Below are 18,730 nucleotides of genomic sequence, written 5' to 3' on the forward strand. Positions count from 1 at the left end.
GAGCGGGCATTGCAGGCCGGCTCCGGAACATGGAAACGGTGGACGCGCTAGGCCGCGTCCTCGTGCCAGGTGCGGCCGTCGCGTTCAATCAGGGCCACCGCGGCGCCTGGGCCCCAGGAGCCGGCGGTGTAGGGCCGCGGCGAATCGCGCATGGTTTCCCAGGCCGCCAGGATCGGATCGATCCACTTCCACGCCGCTTCCACTTCATCGCGGCGCATGAACAGGGTCGGATTGCCACGGACCACGTCCATCAGCAGGCGCTCGTAGGCCTCGGGCTGGTGCACGCCGAAGGCCTCGGCGAAGCTCATGTCCAGCGGCACGTGCTGCAGGCGCAGGCCACCGGGTCCGGGGTCCTTGATCATCAGCCACAGCTTCACGCCTTCGTCGGGCTGCAGGCGCAGCACCAGCTTGTTGGCCATGACCGGGCCGGCGGTCTGTTCGAAGATCGAATGCGGCACAGGCTTGAAGGCAATCACGATCTCCGACACGCGCTCGGCCAGGCGCTTGCCGGTGCGCAGGTAGAACGGCACCCCGGCCCAGCGCCAGTTGTCGACCTCGGCCTTCAGGGCCACGAAAGTCTCGGTGCGCGAGTCGGTGCGGCCCGCCTCCAGCGCGGCCAGCTCGTCCACGTAACCGGGCACCGCGCCGCCATTGCTGGCCCCGGCGCGGTACTGGCCGCGCACGGTCAGTGCGGCGGCGTCTTCGGCGGTGATCGGGCGCAGCGAGCGCAGCACCTTCAACTTTTCATCGCGCACCGCGTCGGCGCGCATGGCCGCCGGCGACTCCATCGAAACCATGCACAGCAACTGCAGCAGGTGGTTCTGGACCATGTCGCGCAAGGCGCCGGAGGTGTCGTAGTAGCCGGCGCGCTTCTCCAGGCCCACGGTTTCGGCCACGGTGATCTGCACGTGGTCGACGTAGTTGGAATTCCACAGCGGCTCGAACAGGATGTTGGCGAAGCGCAGCGCCATCAGGTTCTGCACCGTTTCCTTGCCCAGGTAATGGTCGATGCGGAAGATCTGGCTTTCGGAGAACGCGCTGCCGACCGCATCGTTGATCACCGCGGCGCTGGCCGAATCCTTGCCGATCGGTTTCTCGATCACCACGCGGGACTTGCCGCCGTTGAGGCCATGGGCCCTGAGCCGGTTGCAGATGTCCACGAACAGGCCGGGGCTGGTGGACAGATAGAACACGCGGATGCGGTCGCCATGGGCCAGCAGCTCATCGGCGAAACCCTGCCAGCCCTCGTCCTTGGTGGCGTCGAGCGCGTGGTAGCCCAGCCGGGCCAGGAATGGGGCCAGCTTGGCCTGCAGCACCGGCTCGTTGCCGATGACGGCAGCCAGCGCTTCACTCACCCGGGCCCGGTACTCGGCGTCGGACAGGGTGTCGCGAGCCACGCCCACCACCCGGCTGTCCTCGGGAATCTGGCCGTCGGCATAGCGGCGGAACAGACCCGGCAGCAGTTTGCGCAGCGCTAGGTCACCGGTGCCGCCAAAAATAACGAGGTCAAAGGTCTCGACGGGGACAGTCTTGGCAGTCACGTCAGGTCTCTTGCAGGCGCAGTGGTCGGAACAGGGAAAATACCACCGAAATACCATGCTCGCCATCAACCGCTATGGCTGGCGGCAATTGTCGGCCGTGCTTGCGTAAGTGGTATTTCATTGGTACTTTCCCGACATGACCTCTCCACTCTCCCTTGAATACCAGCGCCTGGGTGCCGTCGACACCACCCGCACTCTGGCCTATGTGCGCCTGCGCAAGGCGGTGCAGAACCTGATCGAAAGCGGGGTGCTGCAGCCCGGCCAGGCCCTGCCCAGCGAGCGCGACCTGTGCACGCAATTGTCGCTGTCCCGGGTCACGGTACGCCGCGCGCTGTCCGGCCTGGTCGAGGCGGGCCTGCTGACCCAGCGCCACGGCGCAGGCAGTTTCGTGGCCGAGCGCATCCAGCGCTCGTTCTCGCGCCTGACCAGCTTCACCGACGACCTGCGCGAGCGCGGGCTCAATCCGCGTTCGGAGTTCTTCGACCGCAGCGTGGGCGAAGTGACCCCGGACGAGGCCATGGCCCTGAACCTGTCCCCCGGCAGCGGCGTGGTCCGCATCCACCGCGTCCGCTATGGCGGCGACTCGCCGCTGGCGGTCGAGCGCACCCTGGTGCCGCATGCGCTGCTGCCGGATCCGCTCAGCGTGGTCGATTCCCTGTACGAGGCGCTGCAGCCCCACGGCAACCGCCCGGTGCGCGCCCTGCAGCACCTGCGCGCGGTGGCCCTGGATGCGGAAACCGCGCGGCTGCTGCACCTGCCGGCCGGCAGCCCGGGGCTGCTGATCGAACGGCGCGCCTTCCTCGGCGACGGCCGGGTGGTGGAATCGACCCGCTCGTTCTATCGCGGCGACGCCTACGATTTCGTGGCCGAACTGCACAGCGACTAGGCCGGCGGCGCTCGCAGGGCGTGCAGGGCGCCGGCGTTATCATCCCGGCATGACCTCCCCTCTTCCGCCCGCCCCGGTTTCACCGGCTGCACCCGCCGCGGCCGCTTTCCCGACCGCCTCGGCCACCCTCACCCTGTCCGGCCCGGCCGGCGCCCTGGAAGTGGCGGTCGACCGGCCCGACGCCGAAGTAGCGCCCTTACCGCTGACCGTGGTGCTCTGCCACCCGCTGTCCACCGAAGGCGGCAGCCTCAACAACAAGGTGGTGACCATGGCCGCGCGCAGCCTGCGCGAGCTGGGCGCCAATACCGTGCGCTTCAATTTCCGCGGAGTCGGCGGCTCCGAAGGCAGCTTCGACCAGGGCAATGGCGAACAACTCGACCTGCTGGCAGTGGTCGCCTGGGTACGGCAGCAGCGGCCCGATGACGACCTGTGGCTGGCCGGCTTCAGTTTCGGCGCCTACGTGTCGCTGCGGGCCAGCGACACCGTGCAGCCGGATGCGCTGATTTCCATCGCGCCGCCGGCCGGCCGCTGGGACTTCGACAGCATCGTCACCCCTACCTGCCCGTGGCTGGTGATCCAGGGCGACACCGACGAGATCGTCGACCCGCAAGCCGTCTATGCCTGGATCGACACGCTCAAGCGCAAACCCGAACTGGTGCGCATGCCCGACACCAGCCATTTCTTCCATCGCAAGCTGATCGACCTGCGCGGCGCGCTGCAGCACGGCGTCCGGCCCTGGTTGCCGCTCGCGTGAGTGCCACCGCAGGCCAGCCCACGCCCTCGCAGGCCTATGCGCAGGGCGCGGAACGCGGCGAGTGGCAGGACGACCCGGCCCAGCATGCGGCGCTGGCCGAACTGGACCGCATCCACGCGGCGTTGCTGGACGCCAGCGACGTGGGCTGGCGGGAAAGGCTTTCCTTCTGGAAGAAACCCGGACCGGTGCGCGGCCTGTATCTGTGGGGCGGGGTGGGACGCGGCAAGACCTTCCTGGTCGACCTGTTCTACGACGGCCTGCCGATCCAGCAGAAGTACCGCACCCACTTCCACCGCTTCATGCGCGGCGTGCACGAACTCCTGCGCGAGCACGCCGGCCAGAGCGACCCGCTGGCCAGGATCGTGGAGGACTGGCGCGATGAGCTGCGCGTGCTGGTGCTGGACGAATTCTTCGTCACCGACATCGGCGATGCCATGCTGCTGGGGCGGCTGCTGGAAAAAATGTTCGCAGAGGGCGTGACCCTGGTGACCACCTCCAACACCGCACCCGAAAACCTCTACCTGCACGGCCTGCAGCGCGAGAGCTTCGTACCGGCCATCGCCCTGCTGCAGCAGTATTGCGTTCCGCTGCATGCCGGCGGCGAGGAAGACTACCGGCTGCGCGCGCTGACCCGCTCGCCGGTGTATCGCACGCCGCTGGACGGCCAATCCGATGCCTGGCTGGGCGAACGCTGGCATGAGCTCAGCGGCCTGGCGGAAAAACGCGGCAACATCGAGATCGAATCGCGCCGCATCCCGGTGCGCGCGCGCGGCAAGAGCATCGTCTGGTTCGATTTCGCTGCCCTGTGCGAGGGTCCGCGCGGCACCAGCGATTACATCGAAGTGGCGCGCGAGTTCAACACCGTGCTGCTGGGCGGAATTCCCGCTTTCGACCGCAACAACGAGGACGCCGCGCGGCGTTTCGTCAACCTGGTCGACGAGCTGTACGACCGCCACGTCAACCTGGTGTGCACCGCCGCCAACGAAGCCACCACGCTGTATTCCGGCGCGCGCCTGCAGGGCGCCTTCGAGCGCACCTCCTCGCGCCTGATCGAGATGCAGAGCGCGGACTACCTGGCCTCGCAGCACAAGGCCTGAGCGTGCCCTGACGGAACGCAGGAGCGGGCCTTGCCCGCGGCGTTCCTCTTCTTCGCTGCAGGTCCTAGCAAGGAAAACCTTGGGAGCCTGCAATCACTCCGCGAGTTCAAACCGGATCCTGCGCGTAGCCGGATCCGCTTCGACCAGACGCACCCTGACCTGTTCGCCCAGCGGCAACGCATGGGTGGCATCGACACGCGCCAGGATCGCCGGCTCGCGCAGCATCACCTCGCCCTGCCGAGGCTCTTTCCTGTCGATCTCGACGATCGCGCCTTCGAAGACCTCGCCGACCCGCGAAGCCAGCGCCGCTGCTTCGGCCAGATCGAGGACCGCGTTCTCATAGCGGCTGGCGCGGCGCGCGGATTCCTGCATGGTCGCCGGCAATGCGGGCAGCGCGTCCAGCACCCATTGCGGCACCGGCGTGCCGCCGCACAGGGCAAGGCAGGTCTCGCCGGTGTAGCGATCGACCAGTCGCCGCAGCGGCGCGGTGACGTGGGTGTATTGCGCGGCAAGCGCCGAATGCTGCGAGTGTTCCGGCACCGCGCCGTCGAAAGCCACGTAACCGGCGCCGCGCAGCACTGAGGTGCATGCGGTCATCATCGCCACGTCGCGCGGATTGGCCGGATCCAGCGAACGGATGAAATCCGGGTAGTTGCGCGATTGCGGCCAGTCGACGCCCAGCGCTCGCGCCGTGCGATGCAGCCGCGCCAGATCGCGCGGGTCGGCGTCGGGCAGGGTGCGCAGCAGGCCGACGCCGTGCTCCACCATGAGATGTGCGGCGGCCATGCCGGTGAGCAGGGAAATCTGCTCGTTCCAGTCCTCGACCGGATGACGCGCGCGGAACTCCAGCGTCCAGCGGCCTTCCTCCACGCGGACCTCCTGCTCCGGCAGTGGCAGGCTGACTCCGCCGCGACGTTGTTCGCGCTGCTTGCGCAGCGTGCCGATCTCGCGCAGCACCGCCCACATCGGTCCGGCCGTGCCGGCATCTATCTGCCGCTGCACGCCGGCGTAGTCGAGCTTGGCCCGGCTCCTGATCCGCGCACGGCGCACGTCGACCGCGACGCCCTCGCCGCTGGCGTCCAGCTCGATGGTCCACAGCAGCGCCGGCCTCACCTGGTCCGGCAACAGCGAGGCCGCGTCCTCCGACAGGATCCTGGGATGCAGCGGCACCTTGGCGTCGGCGCCATACAGGGTTTCGCCGCGGCGATGCGCTTCGAGGTCGATCGCATCGCCAGCAGCGACGAATGCGGCGACATCGGCGATCGCGTAGTGCACGCGATAACCCTGGCCACTGCGCTCGACGAACATGGCCTGGTCCAGGTCCATCGCATCGGGGGGATCGATGGTGACGAACTCGATGCCGGTGCGGTCCTCGTCCGGCCAGCGCGGGTTGGCCGCAGCGACAACGGCCGCCTGCTCGACTTCCGGCGGAAACTCCGATGGCAGGCCGAGCTCACGCTGCAGCCCGGCCATGCCGCTGGCCAGCGCCGCTTGCTGGGTCGGCAGGTGCAGCCGGCGTGTCGTGGTCATCGATGCGTCCCGCTCCTGGTTGTCCTCGATTCTAGTCGGGCGGTCCGGTTTCGCTGTCGCGGTCCGGCAAGACCTCCGCAGACTGGAGCCGCATTCCGGTTCCACGGCCAGGGTCCGCGCGCACGCTGGCGTGAAACCAGAAAGGCCGGCGCAGGCCTTGGAATCAGAATCTGGGACAGCCGCGCTATTTCCATATGTAGCGTTGACGTATCCAGCCGACCCCATTATGTTGTGGTCGTCGGTTCTGTTGGCTCGCATCAACGGATGAAAAGGGAAGCCGGTTCGAATCCGGCACTGCCCCGCAGCGGTATGTGGAAACGAACCCGTCATTGGCACTGAGGCATCGACCTTGGGAAGCGACGGGCTAGGAGGAAGGCACAGGCCTTTCGCGTCCACGAGTCCGAAGACCTGCCGACAGCCGCGCGAAGCACACCGCGCGGTGCCGGCCGCGGAATCTCCGGGGGGAGAAAGGCTGGTGACGCACTGCATGGCGACGATTGTCGCGGTGCCTGCGACGCCGTCTTCCCATCCTGCGATTGCACGAGGCCTGCGCTGCCTGCGAGGGACGGGCCGCTGCGTGCATCACGATGGGAGACACCCTTTGACCCACAACGACGATTCACTCGCCGCGGCAACTGACGACACCTCTTTTCTGCTTACCCCGCCGCCCACCGCCACCGCGATGAGCGTGACCAAGCGCAATGGCCGCCAGGAGCCGGTCGACCTCAACAAGATCGTGCGCGCGGTGCAGCGCAACTGCGAGGGCCTGCACGCCATCGACCCGATGCGCGTGGCCACGCGCACCATCTCCGGCCTGTACGACGGCGCCACCACGCGCGAGCTGGATGAACTCTCCATCCGCACCGCCGCGCTGCTGACCGCCGAGGAACCCGAATACAGCCGCCTGGCCGCGCGCCTGCTGGCCGACACCATTGGCAAGGAAGTCACCGGCCAGGAAATCCACGCCTTCTCGCAATCGATCCAGCGTGGCCACGAGGTCGGCCTGATCAACGACCGCCTGCTCGAGTTCGTGCAGACCAACGCGCGCAAGTTGAACGATGCGCTGGATGGATCGCTGGACCGGCGCTTCGACTACTTCGGCCTGCGCACGCTGTACGACCGCTACCTGCTGCGCCACCCGCATACGCGCAAGGTCATCGAAACCCCGCAGCAGTTCTTCCTGCGCATCGCCTGCGCGCTGAGCGAGGACGTGCCCGAAGCGCTGGCGCTGTACCGGCGCATGGGCAACCTGGACTACCTGCCCAGCTCGCCGACCCTGTTCAATGCCGGCACCACCCATGAGCAGTTGTCGAGCTGCTTCCTGCTCGACTCGCCCCTGGATTCGCTGGAGTCGATCTACCAGAAGTACGGCGACATCGCCCAGCTCTCGAAATTCAGCGGTGGCATCGGCGTCAGCTTCACCCGCGTGCGTTCGCGCGGCTCGCTGATCAGGTCGACCAACGGCCATTCCAACGGCATCGTGCCGTGGCTGAAGACGCTGGATTCCTCGGTGGCGGCGGTCAACCAGGGCGGCAAGCGCAAGGGCGCGGCCTGCGTGTACCTGGAGCCCTGGCACGCGGACGTGGAGGAATTCCTGGAGCTGCGCGACAACACCGGCGACGATGCACGGCGCACGCACAACCTCAACCTGGCGAACTGGATTCCCGATCTTTTCATGCAGCGCGTGGAGGCCGACGCCGACTGGTCGTTGTTCGATCCGCGCGTGGTGCCGGAATTCACCGACCTGTTCGGCGCCGATTTCGAGCGCGCCTACGCGCAGGCCGAACTGCAGGGCAAGGCGCTGAAGTCGATCAAGGCCAGGGAGCTGTACGGCCGGATGATGCGCACCCTGGCCCAGACCGGCAACGGCTGGATGACCTTCAAGGACAAGTGCAACCGCGCCAGCAACCAGACCGCCAAGGCCGGCAACGTCATCCACCTCTCCAACCTGTGCACCGAGATCCTGGAAGTCACTTCCGATGGCGAGACCGCGGTGTGCAACCTGGGTTCGATCAACCTCAGCCACCACCTGGAGGAGAGCCTCGACGACAGAACTCCGGCATTCGATTTCGACAAGCTCGCCGAGACCGTGCGCCTGGCCGTGCGCCAGCTGGACCGGGTGATCGACCTGAATTTCTATCCGATCGAAACCGCGCGCCGCGGCAACCTGCGCTGGCGCCCGGTCGGGCTGGGCGTGATGGGACTGCAGGACGTGTTCTTCAAGCTGCGCCTGCCGTTCGACAGCGCAGGTGCGCGCGCCCTGTCGGCCAGGATCGCCGAGGCCATCTACTACCACGCGCTGGAAACCTCGGTGGAGCTGGCCGAGGAACGCGGCCGCCATCCTTCGTTCGCCGATACGCGCGCAGCCAGCGGCGAGTTGCAGTTCGACGCCTGGGGCGTGGTGCCCGGCGACGGCGATCGCTGGGAAACCCTGCGCGAACGCATCAAGGAAAGCGGCCTGCGCAACTCGCTGCTGATCGCCATCGCCCCCACCGCCACCATCGCGTCCATCGCCGGCTGCTACGAATGCGTGGAACCGCAGACCAGCAACCTGTTCAAGCGCGAGACCCTGTCGGGCGACTTCCTGCAGGTCAACCGCTACCTGGTTGTCGAACTGAAGAAGCTGGGCCTGTGGACGCCGGAAGTGCGCGACGAGATCAAGCAGGCCGAGGGTTCGATCCAGAACATCGCCCGCATTCCGCAGGCCCTGCGCGAGATCTACCGCACCACCTGGGAAGTGCCGATGCGTTCGCTGATCGACATGGCCGCCGGCCGCGGCGCCTTCATCGACCAGTCCGCTTCGCTCAACCTTTTCATGGAGAGCCCGAGCATCGGCGCCATGTCGTCCATGTACATGTACGCCTGGAAGCAGGGCATCAAGACCACCTATTACCTGCGCTCGCGGCCGGCGACCAGGATCGCCAAGACCACGCTGGGCAATGCGGCGGCCGAAGCGCCGCCGACGTACACGCCGGTCGAAGCGGTGAGCTGCTCGCTGGAGAATCCGGAGAGCTGCGAGGCCTGCCAATAACCTGCAACGGGAGGCGGTGATGGAACGCTACGGAAACCTGGCGGGCGATTCGGGCGTGGTGGCCTATGCCATCACCGCCCGGTCGATCCTGGTGAAGTTCGCCGGCTCCGACCGCCTCTACGAATACAGCCATGCCAGCGCCGGCAAGGCCCACGTGGAAACCATGAAGCGGCTGGCCCAGGCCGGCCGCGGACTCAGTACCTACATCTCCCGACACGTCGCCGACGATTACGTCCGCTAACTGGAACCTGCATGACCCACGCACCCCGGCAACTGTTGCTCGACCCCGGCTTCGAACTGACCCTGCGCCCGATGCGCTACCCGCAGTTCTACGAGATGTACCGCGACGCCATCCGCAACACCTGGACGGTGGAGGAAGTGGATTTCGCGCTGGACACCAGCGACCTGCAGAACAAGTTCGGCCCGGCCGAGCGGCACCTGGTCGAACGCCTGATCGCGTTCTTCGCCACCGGCGATTCGATCGTTTCCAACAACTTGGTGCTGAACCTGTACCAGCACATCAATGCGCCCGAGGCGCGCATGTACCTGTCGCGGCAGCTGTACGAGGAAGCGCTGCACGTGCAGTTCTACCTGACCCTGCTGGACACCTACCTGCCCGACCCCAACGAGCGCGCCAAGGCTTTCGCCGCGGTGGAGAACATCCCGTCCATCAGGCGCAAGGCCGAGTTCTGTTTCAAGTGGATCGATTCATTGCAGGGCATCCAGCGCATCGAGACGCGCGAGCAGCGTCGCCAGTTCCTGCTCAACCTGGTCTGCTTCGCCGGCTGCATCGAGGGCCTGTTCTTCTTCGGCGCGTTCGCCTACGTGTACTACCTGCGTTCGCGCGGCCTGCTGCACGGGCTGGCCAGCGGCACCAACTGGGTGTTCCGCGACGAAAGCGCGCACATGGCCTTCGCCTTCGAAGTCATACGCACCGCGCGCGAGGAGGAGCCCGACCTGTTCGACGATGACCTCAAGGCCCAAGTCGTGCAGATGATGACCGAGGCGGTGGACTGTGAAGTCGCCTTCGCCGAGGACACCCTGAGCGGCGGCGTGGCCGGACTGTCGATCCGCGACATGCGCCAGTACCTGGAATACTGCGCCGACCAGCGCATGGCCCAGCTGGGCATGCCGAAGCATTTCGGCAGCAGCAATCCCTTCCCCTTCATGGATCTGCAGGACGTGCAGGAACTGACCAACTTCTTCGAGCGTCGCGTGTCGGCCTACCAGGTCGGCGTGCAGGGCGAGGTCGGCTTCGACCACGCGTTCTGATCTGCCTGCGCCGGTCTTGGGGCGCAGTCATGGTCCATCACGGTGGAGGCAAGGAAGCAGGTCGCGCCGGGCGCGACTGCCGGTCGATTGGCAGCGGATGTAGCGGTCCGTTATGGTGGGGCAGGGGCGACGCCAGGCACCGGTCCGGTGCCGTCGACAGGGGGAACACCATGCACCGTCTTGCCTGGCTGGCGCTGGTCGCCGGCAGTCTGATTTCCGTGGGCGCGAAGGCACAGACCGCGACCACCGCGCCGCAGGGATTCGGCTTCTGCACGGTGACCGACAGCAGCAGCGCGCAGGCCAGGATCTGGGCCTCGCCGGTGTTCGCGCTGACCCATGCGTCCAGCGACCCGGCCGGCTTCCAGCGCAGCCAGGAGCTGGCCGGCGAGTTCCTGGCCCACGTGACCAGCCTGGGGGGAACGGGCAGCAAGAGCTGCGTGGTGCTGGCCACCCGGGAGGAAGCGGCGGCCTTTCGCGAGGAACAGCGTGCGACGTGGAACGAGCGCCTGTACTTCATCAAGATCGGCGACTGGCGTGAGGTGGCGTGGCAGCCCGCGGCCTGGTCGCCGGCCGCGGCCGCCGCCGCGCCTGCGGAGCTGATCCGCTACTTCTACTGCTACCAGGTCGACACCGACGTACTGCCCAGCCGCAGCCATACCGTGGCAACGACCGTGTTCGCGCGCACCCTGCCTGGTGGCGATCCGATGGCCGGTTACGACATGGCCGCCCGCTACACCTTGCAGTTCAAGCAGCAGGTGCGCGCGCACGGTTTGCCGGAAAACGGCGATTGCGCACCCTACGACACCCGGGCCGAAGCCGAGTACCAGCAGCAGCAGATCCGCAAGCACTTCAAGGGCTTCAACATGAAGTTCGACGAGGTCGCATGGACGCCGAGCGAGGCTGCGATTGTCCCCGCTGCGGCGACGCCGGCCACGCCGGCACCGGCTCCATCGCCCCAGGCCGCCTCGCCGGCAAAGGGCATCGGCGTACGGATAAGCGCCGTCAATGCCGAACTTGCCCAGGCCCTCGGCCTGTCCTCCACGCAAGGTGCGTGGGTGGTGGAAGTCGCTGACGGCAGCGCAGCGATGAAGGCGGGTCTGAAGCCGATGGACGTACTGGTGGAAATCGCCGGCCAGGCGGTCAACGCTTACGGGGACGTAACTGCAATCGTGGGCCGCTTGCGTCCCGGTTTCGAGGCGCCCCTGCGCGTCTGGCGCCAACGCCGGATGCAGGATCTCACGCTGACCATTCCCGGGATGGTGCCCGCGCCAACCGCGACGACGATCCCGGCCTTGCCTGTTCCGGCGCTCCCTGCGGCTCCCGCGATTGCCGCGACCACTACCGACGCCGGCCGCTATTGCACGGCGTTCGTGACGCGCTCGAAGGAGCAGCTGCTGCTGCGCGTGCCGGTCTGGCAGGTTCCCGCCAGCCAGGCCAGCCAGGCAGCGATGGGCGACTCGGTGTCGCGCCTGATCGCCGCGGTGATCCAGGCCCATCCCGCCAAGTGGACGGCCTTCCCGCCGGTCACCTGCCACGACAATTCCGGCGTGTTCGCCGGCGAGACCTTCTGCTTCAGCAACACTTACAAGCACTTCGGCGGTGCACAGATGGCGGCGCAGTTCTGCAATTCCTCGAAGGAAGCCATCGACAATCGCTGGGCCGACATGGTCAAGGCCGATGGCGGCAACGCGCGCCTCTTTCCGTGGCCCGCTGCACCCTGAGCCGGCCAGACTCGACACGAGGGCGGCCGTTCGATCCGCCTCTTGCATCGGCCCACGAAACTTGATGCCCGCGCCGTAAACCTATCCAATGCAGCGATGCCCTTCCGCCCCGCGCTTTCATCGTCCGAACGCCGTCGTTTTCTTGCTGCCGGCGCAGTAGCGGGCTTGTCCGGCCTGGCGCCGGTTGCCGCATGGGCCGACACCTGCGGCACCCGACTGGTTTCGTGGATTCCTCCGGATGAATTCCTCGAGCGCCTGCCACGGCTCATGGAAGCCTTCGCCGTGCCCGGCCTGGGCATCGCCGTGGTTGAAGACGGTGACGTCGTGTGGAGCCGGCCCTTTGGCGTGACCCATGCGCTCACCCGCACGCCGGTGGACGCACGCACGGTGTTCGAGGACGCGTCGCTGAGCAAGCCGGTGTTCGCCTACCTGGTGTTGCAACTGGTCGACCAGGGAGCGATCGATCTCGATGTTCCGCTGGTGCGCTACCGGCGCCCGGATTACCTGGCCGATCATCCGTGGATCGAGATGATCACCGCGCGCGACGTGTTGCGCCATTCCACCGGCCTGCCCAACTGGCGCAAGTCGCCGGCGACGGAGAAGCTGGTGCCGATGGTCCAGCCGGGCACGCGCATCGATTATTCCGGCGAAGCCATTTTCTGGTTGCAGCTGGTGGTGGAGACGATCACCGGCCAGAGCCTGGACGAAGCGATGCAGGCGCATCTCTTCGGCCCGGCCGGGATGAAGGACAGCAGCTACACCTGGAATGCGGAACTGGCGGGGCGTTCGGTGTACGGACATCGCGCCCACGACAAGCAGGAAAGCGGCATGCCGCCGCAGATGTTCCGCGAGCAATGGAGCATCGCCGGACAGGTGGCGGAACGCCGGGGCAAACCCTTGTCCGCATGGAAGTACGAAGATGCCGCGCGCGCGTTGCCCGAAGTGATGGCGCTGGCGCCGCCGGGACTGGTGACCTGGCCGGGCGACATCGTCGCCAACGCCGCGGCCAGCCTGCGTACCACGGTGCAGGATTACGCGACCTTCATGACCCTGGTGATGGCGCGCCGGCAGCGCGCTTCCTGGGAACTCACCGAAGCCACGCGGCAGGCGATGCTCACTCCGCAGATCAAGGTGCCCGGGCGCTGGACCGAGAAGGGCCTGGGCTGGAACATGGAAGCGACCGCGGACGGGCCGGTGTTCTACCACTCGGGCAGCAACGGCGACATCTTCAAGAATTTCGCGGTCGGCCATGCGCAACGGCGGCGCGGCATCGTGGTCTTGACCAACGGCGGCAGCGGATCCTTCGTCCACCAGCGTATCGTGCGGGCAGCGACGGGATACGACCTGCTGTCCTACGACCTCTGACCGCGCGCTCCTGCTCATGTGGGAGGGGCTTCAGCCCCGACGGCCCTTCGCCAAGAGCGTCGGGGCTGAAGCCCCTCGCACATTGTCAGCACCGGGCAAGCCCGGCCCCTGCTAATTGGCGCGGGGGAACGGCTAGTATCGCCGCATGCGCCCCGCCTACATCCTCACCCTGTCCTGCCCCGACCGCACCGGCATCGTCTACCGGGTGACCGGGCTGCTGTACGAGCTGGGCTGCAACATCCTGGACGCCCAGCAATTCGGCGACGAGGAAACCCGGCGCTTTTTCCTGCGCGTGCACTTCGAATTGCCGTCGCTGGGCGAGACCGACCTGCTGCAGGAAGGACTGGCAGGGCTGGCCGAGACTTTCCGCATGGAGTGGCAGGTCCACGATGCGCGCCGGCGCGCGCGCCTGCTGGTGCTGGTCAGCCGCCAGGGCCACTGCCTCAACGACCTGCTGTTCCGCGCGCACAGCGGGCAACTGCCGGTCGATATCGCCGGCATCGTTTCCAACCATGATGATTTCGCGGCGCTGGCCGCGTCCTATGCCGTGCCCTTCCACCATCTGCCAGTGACTGCGACGACAAGGCCGGCCCAGGAACAACGGATCCGCGAGCTGCTGGAAAGCGAACGCATCGACCTGGTGGTGCTGGCGCGTTACATGCAGATCCTGTCACCGGCCCTGTGCGAGACGCTGGCTGGCCGGGCCATCAACATCCACCACAGCTTCCTGCCCAGCTTCAAGGGCGCCAAGCCCTATCACCAGGCCCACCAGCGCGGGGTCAAGATCATCGGCGCCACCGCCCACTACGTCACCGGCGACCTCGACGAAGGCCCGATCATCGAGCAGGACGTGGCGCGCGTGGACCACGCCATGACCCCGAAGGAACTGGTGCGGGTCGGCAGCGACACCGAATCGCAGGTGCTGGCGCGCGCGGTCCGGCGGCACGTGGAGCACCGCATCCTCTTGAACGGCCACCGCACGGTGGTGTTCCGCTGACCTCGTCGCCGGGGGCGAAGGCGGCCTGGCTTTTGTAGCAGCGACGCAAATCGCGAACCACGCAGCGTGTGATTGCCGATTGGTAGGAGGCCCATGATTTCCTGGCTTCGCGACTCGCGTCGCTCCTACGACCCTTGCCAGTCGCCCATGCCGGCGCGTCTTGAAGCGCGTCGAAAGGCAACCGCGCAAGCACGGCCCCATGGACGAATCCGCGGCCCCGCCTTTTGTAGGAGCGACGCAAGTCGCGAAGCACGCAGCGTGTGATTGCCGATTGGTAGGAGGCCCATGATTTCCTGGCTTCGCGACTCGCGTCGCTCCTACAACGCTTGCCAGGCGATCACGCCGGCGTTGCTTGAACTGCGTCGAAAGGCAACCGCGCAAGCAAGGCCCCATGGACGAATCCGCGGCCCCGCCTTTTGTAGGAGCGACGCAAGTCGCGAAGCACGCAGCGTGTGATTGCCGGTTGGTAGGAGGCCCATGATTTCCTGGCTTCGCGACTCGCGTCGCTCCTACAACGCTTGCCAGGCGATCACGCCGGCGTTGCTTGAACTGCGTCGAAAGGCAACCGCGCAAGCACGGCCCCATGGACGAATCCGCGGCCCCTTTCGTAGGAGCGACGCAAGTCGCGAAGCACGCGGCGCATGATTGCCAATCGGGTCCGATGCTACGACCCTGGTTGCTACAAGGCTGGCCTGGCCGTGCGCTTGAAGACAGTGACGGCCAGATAGACCAGCACCAGCCCACCCAGGGCCACGCCGATCGCCAGCCATTCCTTGGCGGTCAGCGTGGTCACGATCAACACCATGGCGACGGCCGCGATCAGCGGCACCAGCGGGCCGCCCCACAGCACGAACGGCGCATCACCGCGTTCGCGCAGGTTGCGGCGCTGCGCGCGCCAGGCCGCGACGCTGACCAGGGCATAGACCAGGCACACGGCACCGCCCGAGATCAACGCCAGCGTGTCGAAGGTGCCGCCCAGGGCCAGCAGCCAGGCCAGGCCGGCATGCGTGGCCAGGGCCAGCAGCGGCACGCGATGGCGGGCGCTGACCCGGGCGTAGTGATGCGGCAGGTAACCGTCGCGTCCCAAGGCGAACAGCAGGCGCGAGGAACCCAGCAGGTTGCCAAGCAGGAAGCCGGCCATGGAAATGCAGGCGGTCACCAGCAGCACCGTGCGCCCCGCCGACCACAGCACGCCCGCAGTATCGGCCAGCGGCACGCCGCTGCCGGCCAACGCCGGACCCAGCAAGCCCTGGCTTACGACCTGCAGGCCCAGGTACAGCAGCACCACCAGCAGGATCGCCACCATGGTCGCGCGGGGCACGCTGCGCGAAGGGTCGCGGACTTCACCGGAAGGCACCAGCGCCGTTTCCATGCCCGAGTAGGCGAACATCACCAGCACCATGCCGGTGCCCAGCGCGGCCCATGACGGCACGTCGCCGGGCGAGAAGCTCACCAGCGTCCAGTCGACGAAGAACAGGCCGATGCCCACCAGCAGGAACAGCGGCGTCAGCTTCAATCCCGCCAGCAGGGTGATCGCGCGCGCGCCGAGCTTCACACCGAAGGCATTCAGCACGTACAGCAGCAGGTACAGCGCCGTGAGCAATCCGGCGCGCGGCCCGGGCTGGGAAAACCACGGCACCAGGTTGGCCATCTGCACCGCAAAGGCCGCCGCCACGCCGGCGCTGGAAGCCACGTTGCTGATCCACATCAGCGCCCCGGCCAGGAAGCCGGCGAAATTGCCGAAGGTGGCGCGCAGATAGCTGTACGGCCCGCCGGTGGCGATGGCGCGGCTGCCGATCGCCGCAAAGCACAGCGCCACCGGGATGATGGCCAACGCCCCGGCCACCAGCGCCAGTGGCGCGGCACTGCCGACCTGGCCCGACAACGCGGCCGGCATGCGGAAGATGCCACCGCCGACGATGACGTTCATCACCGCCGCGGCCAGCGCGAACGAGCCCACCGCGCGGATCAGCGCCGCATCGCCTTCCAGTGGCTTGGGGGTAGGGTCGGTCTGCGTTGCCATGGGGTGTTCCCGGAGTATTCGCCGAAGCGTCGCACGCCATCGCGGACAATGCGAGCGCCCGGATGGAATGAGCACATGGCCGCAACGCGCGCCGCGTTAGCCTGGCCTCCCCCACACAGGAGCAGCCCGATGCAGATGCGACGACTGGGTTCCAACGGCCCGCAGGTGTCCGCCCTCGGCCTGGGCTGCATGGGCATGAGCGCCTTCTATGGCGGGCGCAGCGACGACGCCGACGCGGTCGCGGTGATCCACCGCGCGCTCGACCTCGGCGTGACCCTGCTGGACACCGCCGACATGTACGGCCCGCACACCAACGAAGTGCTGGTCGGCAAGGCCATCGCCGATCGCCGCGCGCAGGTCTTCCTTGCCACCAAGTTCGGCATCCGCCTGGATCCAGGCGATCCCACCGCGCGCGGTATCGATGGCAGCCCTGCCTATGCCGCCGCTGCCTGCGAAGGCAGCCTGCAGCGACTGGGCGTGGAGCACATCGATCTGTACTACCAGCATCGCGTCGATCCCGGCGTGCCCATCGAAGACACCGTGGGTGCGATGTCGCGCCTGGTGGAACAGGGCAAGGTGCGCTTCCTGGGCCTGTCCGAAGCCGCGCCGGACACCGTGCGTCGCGCCCATGCCGTGCATCCCATCACCGCATTGCAGAGCGAGTATTCATTGTGGTCGCGCGAGCCGGAGAGCAACGGCTCGCTGGCCGTGTGCCGCGAACTGGGCATCGGCTTCGTGCCCTACTCGCCGCTGGGGCGCGGCTTCCTCACCGGCGCGATCAGGTCGGTGGAGGATTTCGAGGCCGACGACTATCGCCGCACCTCGCCGCGATTCCAGGGCGACAACTTCGCCCGCAACCTGGCCCTGGTCGAGCAGGTGCACGCGCTGGCGCGCGAGAAGGGCGTGAGCGCCGGGCAGCTCGCGCTGGCCTGGGTGCTGGCGCAGGGCGATGACCTGGTGCCGATACCCGGCACCAAGCGCAGGCAGTACCTGGAAGAGAACCTGGGCGCGCTGGACGTGTCACTGGACCGGGACGAACTGGCGCGCATCGATGCGATCTTCCCCCTGGACGCGGCCGCCGGCACGCGCTATCCCGCCGCGGGCATGGGCGCGCTGCAGCGTTGAATCGCGACGCCGGGTTAGCATCGCGGCCACTGCCCACCGAGTGCCGCTGATGAAGCATGGTTTCCTGCTGTCGATCGCCCTTGCCGCCATCTCCTGCGCACTTGCGCCCGCCAACGCGCTCGCCGCCGATGCCGCGCAGGCATTGCAGGCGCTGCAGCCGAAGATGGTCGAGTGGCGACGCGACCTGCACCAGCATCCCGAACTGGGCACGCATGAGGTGCGCACTGCAAAGCTGGTGGCCGACCAGCTGCGCGCCCTGGGGCTGCAGCCGCGGACCGGGATTGCCGGCACCGGCGTGGTCGCCATCCTCAAGGGCGGCAGGCCCGGTCCACGCATTGCCATCCGCGCGGACATGGACGCGCTGCCGGTCACCGAACAGACCGGCCTGCCGTTCGCATCGAAGGTCACCGGCACCTATCGCGGCCAACCGGTCGGGGTGATGCATGCCTGCGGCCACGATGCACACGTGGCGATGCTGCTGGGCGTGGCCTCGGCGCTGGTGGCGATGCGTGATGGGTTGCCGGGCGAGGTGATGTTCGTGTTCCAGCCGGCCGAGGAAGGCCCCGCCAACGCGGGCGAGGAATTCGGCGCCGCGCTGATGTTGAAGCAGGGCCTCTTCAGCGACTTCAAGCCCGACGCCGTGTTCGGCCTGCATGTATGGGCGGGGCTGCCGGTGGGCCAGGTCGGCACCCGCAGCGGTGCGCTGATGGCCAGCGCCGACGAGTGGACGCTGACCGTGCGCGGCAAACAGACCCACGGTTCGCGGCCGTGGGACGGAGTGGACCCGATCACCATCGGCGCGCAGATTTTGCTGGGCACCCAGTCGATCATCGCCCGCCAGGTGAATATCGCGGCCACCCCGGTAGTGCTGACCGCTGGCCAGTTCCAGAGCGGCGTGCGCTTCAACATCATCCCCGACGAAGCCAAACTGGTGGGCACGTTGCGCACCTTCGATCCGCTTGTGCGCCAGGACGTCATCGACCGCTTCCGGCGTACCGCCGAGGACTTCGCCCATGCCGGTGGCGGCAGCGCCGAGCTGCAGGTGGTGAACAATGCGCCGGCCACGGTCAACGACCCGGCGCTGGCGCAACGCGCACGGGGGTCGCTGGAAACCGCAGTGGGCGCGGGTAACGTGGTGGAGATGCCGCTGGTCACCGTGGCCGAGGATTTCTCGCAGTACGCCACGGTCGCACCGACGTTCTTCTTCTTCGTCGGCTCTACCGCCACCGGTATCGATCCGGCCAGTGCACCGATCAACCATTCGCCGCAGTTCCTGCTCGACGAGCATGCACTGCAGATCGGCAGCCGGGCGATGCTGCAGGTGGCACTGGATTACCTGGAGCAGCCGCCGGGTTGGACGTGGGGCGCAGGTAGCGACTGACGGCGCT

General features: G+C 67.4%; 14 protein-coding genes and 1 riboswitch. Of the genes, 11 read left to right on the forward strand and 3 right to left on the reverse strand.

The genetic code is table 11. The features are described 5' to 3' along the window. Positions 1 to 47 precede the first annotated feature (47 nt). The gene (gene zwf, locus DT603_RS11610) at positions 48 to 1,541 is read right to left on the reverse strand and encodes a glucose-6-phosphate dehydrogenase (RefSeq protein ID WP_170295412.1); all 1,494 of its coding nucleotides are present in this window, start codon (positions 1,539 to 1,541) and stop codon (positions 48 to 50) included. A 136-nt stretch (positions 1,542 to 1,677) separates the two neighbouring features. Between zwf and DT603_RS11615 the strand changes: the two genes are divergently transcribed. The 3 genes from DT603_RS11615 to zapE are packed head-to-tail and all read left to right on the forward strand — an operon-like array spanning position 1,678 to position 4,278. Continuing rightward, positions 1,678 to 2,427 carry a GntR family transcriptional regulator gene (locus DT603_RS11615; RefSeq protein ID WP_162350054.1) on the forward strand — a complete coding sequence of 250 codons (750 nt, stop codon included), beginning with the start codon at positions 1,678 to 1,680 and terminating at the stop codon, positions 2,425 to 2,427. Between the two features lie 49 nt (positions 2,428 to 2,476). Continuing rightward, complete coding sequence (locus DT603_RS11620) at positions 2,477 to 3,181, forward strand: alpha/beta hydrolase (protein WP_162350055.1); 705 nt, start codon at positions 2,477 to 2,479, stop codon at positions 3,179 to 3,181. Continuing rightward, positions 3,178 to 4,278 carry a cell division protein ZapE gene (zapE, locus tag DT603_RS11625; protein ID WP_162350056.1) on the forward strand — a complete coding sequence of 367 codons (1,101 nt, stop codon included), beginning with the start codon at positions 3,178 to 3,180 and terminating at the stop codon, positions 4,276 to 4,278. The genes DT603_RS11620 and zapE overlap by 4 nt, the downstream gene beginning before the upstream one ends. A gap of 93 nt (positions 4,279 to 4,371) precedes the next feature. Here zapE and DT603_RS11630 read toward each other — a convergent pair whose 3' ends face one another. Next, positions 4,372 to 5,808 (reverse strand): RNB domain-containing ribonuclease, encoded by a 1,437-nt coding sequence (locus DT603_RS11630; protein WP_162350057.1) that lies wholly within the window; start codon positions 5,806 to 5,808, stop codon positions 4,372 to 4,374. Positions 5,809 to 6,030: 222 nt separating this feature from the next. After that, positions 6,031 to 6,238, forward strand: a riboswitch (cobalamin riboswitch). A 252-nt stretch (positions 6,239 to 6,490) separates the two neighbouring features. On the opposite strand from DT603_RS11630, the gene DT603_RS11635 reads away from it, so the two are divergent. The 6 genes from DT603_RS11635 (at position 6,491) to purU (ending at position 14,194) form a co-directional block, all read left to right on the forward strand. Next, a complete protein-coding gene (locus DT603_RS11635; protein ID WP_246191799.1) occupies positions 6,491 to 8,839 on the forward strand; it encodes a ribonucleoside-diphosphate reductase subunit alpha in 2,349 nt (782 codons plus the stop codon). Between the two features lie 19 nt (positions 8,840 to 8,858). Further along, positions 8,859 to 9,080 carry a hypothetical protein gene (locus DT603_RS11640; RefSeq protein ID WP_162350059.1) on the forward strand — a complete coding sequence of 74 codons (222 nt, stop codon included), beginning with the start codon at positions 8,859 to 8,861 and terminating at the stop codon, positions 9,078 to 9,080. Positions 9,081 to 9,091: 11 nt separating this feature from the next. Next, a complete protein-coding gene (locus DT603_RS11645; RefSeq protein ID WP_162350060.1) occupies positions 9,092 to 10,111 on the forward strand; it encodes a ribonucleotide-diphosphate reductase subunit beta in 1,020 nt (339 codons plus the stop codon). A 170-nt stretch (positions 10,112 to 10,281) separates the two neighbouring features. Next, complete coding sequence (locus DT603_RS11650; RefSeq protein WP_162350061.1) at positions 10,282 to 11,832, forward strand: S1C family serine protease; 1,551 nt, start codon at positions 10,282 to 10,284, stop codon at positions 11,830 to 11,832. 96 nt (positions 11,833 to 11,928) lie between these two features. Then, complete coding sequence (locus tag DT603_RS11655; protein ID WP_211368410.1) at positions 11,929 to 13,197, forward strand: serine hydrolase domain-containing protein; 1,269 nt, start codon at positions 11,929 to 11,931, stop codon at positions 13,195 to 13,197. Between the two features lie 145 nt (positions 13,198 to 13,342). Next, positions 13,343 to 14,194 carry a formyltetrahydrofolate deformylase gene (purU, locus tag DT603_RS11660; protein ID WP_162350062.1) on the forward strand — a complete coding sequence of 284 codons (852 nt, stop codon included), beginning with the start codon at positions 13,343 to 13,345 and terminating at the stop codon, positions 14,192 to 14,194. Positions 14,195 to 14,873: 679 nt separating this feature from the next. On the opposite strand, the gene DT603_RS11665 is transcribed toward purU, so the two are convergent. Further along, entirely contained in the window at positions 14,874 to 16,217 is a 1,344-nt protein-coding gene (locus DT603_RS11665; protein ID WP_162350063.1) for an APC family permease, read from the reverse strand. Between the two features lie 129 nt (positions 16,218 to 16,346). On the opposite strand from DT603_RS11665, the gene DT603_RS11670 reads away from it, so the two are divergent. After that, on the forward strand, positions 16,347 to 17,342 hold the full coding sequence (locus DT603_RS11670; protein ID WP_162350064.1) for an aldo/keto reductase: 996 nt from the start codon (positions 16,347 to 16,349) through the stop codon (positions 17,340 to 17,342). Between the two features lie 49 nt (positions 17,343 to 17,391). Then, positions 17,392 to 18,723, forward strand: coding sequence for an amidohydrolase (locus DT603_RS11675; RefSeq protein WP_162350065.1), 1,332 nt, complete (start codon positions 17,392 to 17,394; stop codon positions 18,721 to 18,723). Positions 18,724 to 18,730: the final 7 nt, after the last annotated feature.

The organism is Pseudoxanthomonas gei (assembly GCF_010119615.1).
Classification (GTDB): domain Bacteria; phylum Pseudomonadota; class Gammaproteobacteria; order Xanthomonadales; family Xanthomonadaceae; genus Pseudoxanthomonas_A; species Pseudoxanthomonas_A gei.